The organism is Vibrio sp. 10N.261.52.A1 (assembly GCF_002876325.1).
Lineage (GTDB): Bacteria > Pseudomonadota > Gammaproteobacteria > Enterobacterales > Vibrionaceae > Vibrio > Vibrio chagasii.
The window spans coordinates 1-5,166 of sequence record NZ_MCYD01001124.1 but is presented as its reverse complement, the minus strand read 5'-3'; the positions used below and the strand labels follow the sequence as shown (position 1 = coordinate 5,166).

Sequence of the window (5,166 nt, the reverse complement as noted above, 5' to 3'; positions counted from 1 at the left end):
GATCACAGTTGATAATGATTGTTATTATCATTATGGTAAATCCTCTAATTAAGGAGGATTTACCATGTCTCACATTTTCCCTGAACTGCCCTACGCCTACGATGCTCTAGAACCGTACATCGATGCAAAAACGATGGAAGTGCACTACAGCAAGCACCATAGAACCTATTACGATAAATTTGTCGCAGCGGTGTCTGGTAGCGAGCTTGAACAGCAATCTCTCACTGAAATCTTCGCTAATATTTCTCAACACAGCCCCGCCGTGCGCAACAATGGTGGCGGCTACTACAACCATATCTTGTATTGGAACTGTATGTCGCAAGACGGCGGTGGCGAACCAACTGGCGAGCTGAGTGAGGCGATTAAAAGCACATTTGGAGATTTTGCAGCATTCCAAGATCAGTTTGCTCAAGCGGCAATCAACACCTTCGGTTCAGGATTTGCTTGGTTAGTCGTAGAAGATGGACAACTAAAGATCATCTCAACCTCAAACCAAGATAATCCTTGGATGGATACAGTGGCCAGCAACGGTGAACCAATCCTTGCGTTAGATGTGTGGGAGCATGCCTACTACATCAGCTATCAAAACCGCCGACCTGACTACATCAACGCTTGGTGGAACGTGGTCAACTGGAGTGCAGTATCAGAAAACTACGCGCAGGCACTCACCAACCAAGCATAAGTGGATGGTGGCAAACTGTACTCACACAGCTTGCCACCGTATACTCTGGCTATCTTTGATTACTCTTGTGAACCCACATGTTTGATATCGCTCTATACGAACCAGAAATTGCACCCAATACGGGTAACATCATCCGCCTATGTGCTAACTGCGGCGCAAACCTGCACCTGATTGAGCCACTTGGCTTTGATTTTGAAGAGAAGAAAGTGCGTCGTGCTGGTTTGGATTATCACGACCTAGCGCGAGTGAAACGTCACAAGAACCTAGAAGCTTTTATTGAGTATCTAGAGAACGAACGTGAAGGTGACTACCGTATCTTTGCGTGTACCACCAAGACCACAGGTCACCACGTCGATGCCAAGTTCCAACAAGGCGATGTGTTGATGTTCGGCCCTGAGACACGCGGCCTACCTGCTGAGTTCATCGAGAGCATGCCGATGGAACAACGTATTCGTATTCCAATGATGCCAGACGCACGCAGCCTGAACCTATCCAATGCTGTAGCAATCATCGCGTTTGAAGCATGGCGACAAATGGGCTTCGAAGGCGCGGTATAACCAAACCCTCAAACACCTATTATCTGTCATCGCTAATAGACAATAAAAAAGGCTCTTACTATTATCTCTTTCTTACGAAGGATAAAGGTAAGAGCCTTTTCAGTTGTTGTCTTTCTATCTAAACAGCAGGATTAGTTTAAGCGGTTACGATCGTTGTCGTCGTCTTTCTTCTCAAACTCACCTTCAAAGGTGTTACCGCCTTTTGATTGGTCAAATGGGTCGCGGTTGAATGGATCATCTCCAAATGGACTCTGACCAAAGCCAGCTTGTCCACCAGCGTGGAAACCGCCAGACATATTTTTAACCACCATTTTTTCCATCATTTTCTTAGCGATCATGGCTCTTGGTGCTGGCAACAATACCAACATACCCAGAGCGTCTGTCATAAAGCCTGGAGTCAGCAGCAATACGCCAGCCACCGCCAGCATCACGCCTTCAAGGATCTGCTGTGCCGGCATCTCGCCTTGCTGTAGTCGACCTTGAACGGACATCAGTGTTTGAATACCTTGGCTACGAACCAGCGATGCACCAACAAATGCCGTGATCAAAACCAATGCAATAGTTGGCCACAATCCTAAGAAGCCACCAACTTGAATAAATAGCCCAATCTCAATGATGGGTACGAAGATAAATAGTAATAATAAGATAGGAAACACATGCCCTCCTTTGTTGCTTTCAGTTTACGCTGAAAGGTCTACCAATCTCAAATTTATCCTGTAAATAAGCGTGTTTATTGACCCAAATTAACTTTGCAAAATATTGACTAAACAAAAGCGAAAAAGGTGATCAACTTACTATTTTTATGCGCTAGGTACAGTATCATGTGCCACATAAGTCAGGACGGATTTATCAGCCCAATATTCTAGCGAACGGAGTATTTGCACACAGAATAGGCTAATAACTAACTATATAATCAGAATTATTCTCTAAGGATCCTGTTATGGCTACTCTATCAGAAGCACAAGTTGATGCTCCTCAAGCTACTCGTCTCGAAGAAGATCTTTTAGGTCAACGTCATGTTCCGGCTGATGCTTACTACGGCATCCACACTCTACGCGCAGTTGAAAACTTCAACATCTCAAATGTAACGATCTCAGATGTACCTGAATTCGTTCGCGGTATGGTGATGACAAAAAAAGCAGCGGCTTTAGCAAACAAAGAGTTAGGTGTAATTCCTAGCGAAGTGGCTAAATACATCATCCAAGCTTGTGACCTAATTCTGGACACTGGCAAGTGCATGGATCAGTTCCCATCAGACGTTTTCCAAGGTGGTGCTGGTACTTCTGTAAACATGAACGCGAACGAAGTTGTAGCGAACGTTGCGCTTGAACTAATGGGCAAAGAAAAAGGCCAGTACGAGTTCATCAACCCGAACGACCACGTAAACCGCAGCCAATCAACTAACTGTGCTTACCCAACTGGCTTCCGTATCTCTGTTTACAACAGCGTACTAAAACTGATCGATGCAATTGAATACCTTAAAGGTGCATTCGAGCTTAAGAGCCAAGAATTCAACACCGTTTTGAAGATGGGTCGTACTCAACTTCAAGATGCAGTTCCAATGACAGTTGGCCAAGAGTTCCACGCTTGGGCGGTAACCATCAATGAAGAAATCAAAAACCTAGAATACACATCTAAGCTACTGCTTGAAGTTAACCTAGGCGCAACAGCAATCGGTACAGGTCTAAACGCAGCACCAGGTTACCAAGGCCTTGCTGTTAAACACCTAGCTGAAGTAACTGGCCTAGAGTGTGTTCCAGCAGAAGACCTGATCGAAGCAACTTCAGACTGTGGCGCATACGTAATGACGCACGGCGCGCTTAAGCGTCTAGCAGTTAAACTGTCTAAGATTTGTAACGACCTACGTCTACTGTCTTCTGGCCCTCGCGCAGGCTTGAACGAGCTGAACCTACCTGAGCTTCAAGCAGGCTCTTCAATCATGCCAGCTAAAGTAAACCCAGTAGTACCTGAAGTAGTAAACCAAGTTTGCTTCAAAGTTCTAGGTAACGACAACACAGTTTCTTTCGCAGCTGAAGGTGGTCAACTTCAACTGAACGTTATGGAACCTGTTATTGCACAAAGCATGTTTGAGTCTCTAGACATCCTAACTAATGCTTGTGTGAACCTACGCGACAAGTGTGTAGACGGCATTACGGTAAACAAAGAAATCTGTGAAGCGCACGTATTTAACTCTATCGGTATCGTAACTTACCTAAACCCATACATTGGCCACCACGAAGGTGACATTGTTGGTAAGATCTGTGCAGAAACAGGTAAGAGTGTTCGTGATGTGGTTCTAGAGCGCGGTTTATTAACCGAAGAAGAACTTGATGACATTTTCTCTGTTGAAAATTTGATGCATCCTCAGTATAAAGCAAAACGCTACGAGTAACGCTAGCGAGAAAGGGCTCCAAACGGAGCCCTTTTTTAGGCTCCAATACGGTTAACCCTGTTTATTTTGTGGTTTTCTGTATGTTGCGCTTTTGCTTAATTGAATCTAAACCATAGAACTATTATCTGAACATTCTCTCGACGAGTGGTCACATAATAAAATCTACATGAGGTGTTAATTATGATTGCAGTAGAACTGTTTATCGTCCTGCTCTTTATCTTCTTAGGGGCCAGAATTGGCGGCATCGGTATCGGCTTTGCCGGTGGTGCTGGTGTTATTGCTCTTTCACTTATTCTTGGCGTACCAACAAGCCAATCTTTTATCCCAATTGATGTAATCCTGATCATCATGTCAGTTATCACCGCAATTGCTGCAATGCAGGTTGCTGGCGGTATGGACTGGTTGGTGCAAATTGCAGAAAACTTTTTGCGTAAGCACCCAGAACGCATCACCTTTTACGCGCCGATTGTGACCTTTTTAATGACACTAATGGCGGGTACTGGCCACACAGCATTCTCAACTCTGCCAGTTATTGCGGAAGTAGCGAAAGGCCAAGGTGTACGTCCTTCTCGTCCACTGTCTATTGCTGTTGTTGCGTCTCAAATCGCGATCACAGCTTCGCCAATCTCAGCGGCGGTTGTAGCTTTCGCAGCAATGCTTGCACCATTCGGTGTTGATTACCTAACACTGCTGATGGTTTGTATTCCAACAACCTTCATTGCTTGTATGGTGGGTGCTGTTGTTGCTAACTACATGGGTAGCGAGCTAAAAGACGATCCTGTTTACCAAGAGCGTTTAGAGAAAGGTCTAATCAAACTAGCGTCAGATGAGAAGCGCGAGATCCTTCCAACAGCGAAGAAAGCAACTTACATCTTCCTAGCAGCAATTGGTTTTGTTGTTTGTTACGCAGCGGCTATCTCTAGCTCTGTTGGCTTAATCGAGAACCCTGCACTAGGTCGTAACGAAGCGATCATGTCGGTAATGTTGGCAGCAGCAGCGGCAATCGTAATGTTCACTAAGATCGATGCAGCGAAAATTTCTTCAGCACCGACATTCCGCTCTGGTATGACTGCGTGTGTCTGTGTACTTGGTGTAGCTTGGTTAGGTTCTACGTTTGTAAACGCACACGTTGCTGAAATCAAAGACGTTGCAGGCGCGCTACTGGCTGACTACCCATGGATGCTGGCTCTTGTTCTGTTCTTCGCTTCTATGCTGCTTTACTCTCAAGGCGCAACAACGGTTGCATTAATGCCTGCAGCACTAGCAATTGGCGTAGCACCACTAACAGCCGTTGCTTCTTTCGCTGCGGTAAGTGCACTTTTCGTTCTTCCTACTTACCCTACGCTACTGGCTGCAGTTGAGATGGATGACACAGGCTCAACGCGTATCGGTAACCTAGTATTCAATCACCCGTTCTTCATTCCAGGTGTGGTAACAATCAGTACTGCGGTAGCACTAGGCTTCGCATTCGGTGGTCTGTTTATCTAAAAACCACTGATGATATGACTCTAAAAGGAAGCTTCGGCTTCCTTTTT

General features: G+C 45.3%; 5 protein-coding genes. 4 read left to right on the top strand and 1 reads right to left on the bottom strand.

The window, feature by feature from the left end; translation table 11 throughout:
* The first annotated feature begins 64 nt into the window (after positions 1-64).
* Positions 65-682, top strand: coding sequence for a superoxide dismutase (locus tag BCT81_RS24070; RefSeq protein WP_102426102.1), 618 nt, complete (start codon positions 65-67; stop codon positions 680-682).
* 77 nt (positions 683-759) lie between these two features.
* Positions 760-1,239: a tRNA (uridine(34)/cytosine(34)/5-carboxymethylaminomethyluridine(34)-2'-O)-methyltransferase TrmL gene (trmL, locus tag BCT81_RS24065; RefSeq protein ID WP_004737121.1), complete on the top strand. Its 480-nt coding sequence runs from the start codon at positions 760-762 to the stop codon at positions 1,237-1,239.
* A gap of 131 nt (positions 1,240-1,370) precedes the next feature.
* On the opposite strand, the gene BCT81_RS24060 is transcribed toward trmL, so the two are convergent.
* Complete coding sequence (locus BCT81_RS24060; RefSeq protein WP_102426101.1) at positions 1,371-1,895, bottom strand: FxsA family protein; 525 nt, start codon at positions 1,893-1,895, stop codon at positions 1,371-1,373.
* A gap of 284 nt (positions 1,896-2,179) precedes the next feature.
* Here BCT81_RS24060 and aspA point away from each other — a divergent pair, with 284 nt between their 5' ends.
* Entirely contained in the window at positions 2,180-3,631 is a 1,452-nt protein-coding gene (aspA, locus tag BCT81_RS24055; RefSeq protein ID WP_004737119.1) for an aspartate ammonia-lyase, read from the top strand.
* A gap of 180 nt (positions 3,632-3,811) precedes the next feature.
* The gene (locus BCT81_RS24050; protein WP_004737118.1) at positions 3,812-5,119 is read left to right on the top strand and encodes an anaerobic C4-dicarboxylate transporter; all 1,308 of its coding nucleotides are present in this window, start codon (positions 3,812-3,814) and stop codon (positions 5,117-5,119) included.
* Positions 5,120-5,166: the final 47 nt, after the last annotated feature.

Excerpts from the sequence above, each read along its gene's own strand:
- BCT81_RS24070 (WP_102426102.1), top strand. The coding sequence starts at position 65 with ATGTCTCACATTTTCCCTGAACTGCCCTACGCCTACGATGCTCTAGAA.
- trmL (WP_004737121.1), top strand. The coding sequence starts at position 760 with ATGTTTGATATCGCTCTATACGAACCAGAAATTGCACCCAATACGGGT.
- aspA (WP_004737119.1), top strand. The coding sequence starts at position 2,180 with ATGGCTACTCTATCAGAAGCACAAGTTGATGCTCCTCAAGCTACTCGT.
- BCT81_RS24050 (WP_004737118.1), top strand. The coding sequence starts at position 3,812 with ATGATTGCAGTAGAACTGTTTATCGTCCTGCTCTTTATCTTCTTAGGG.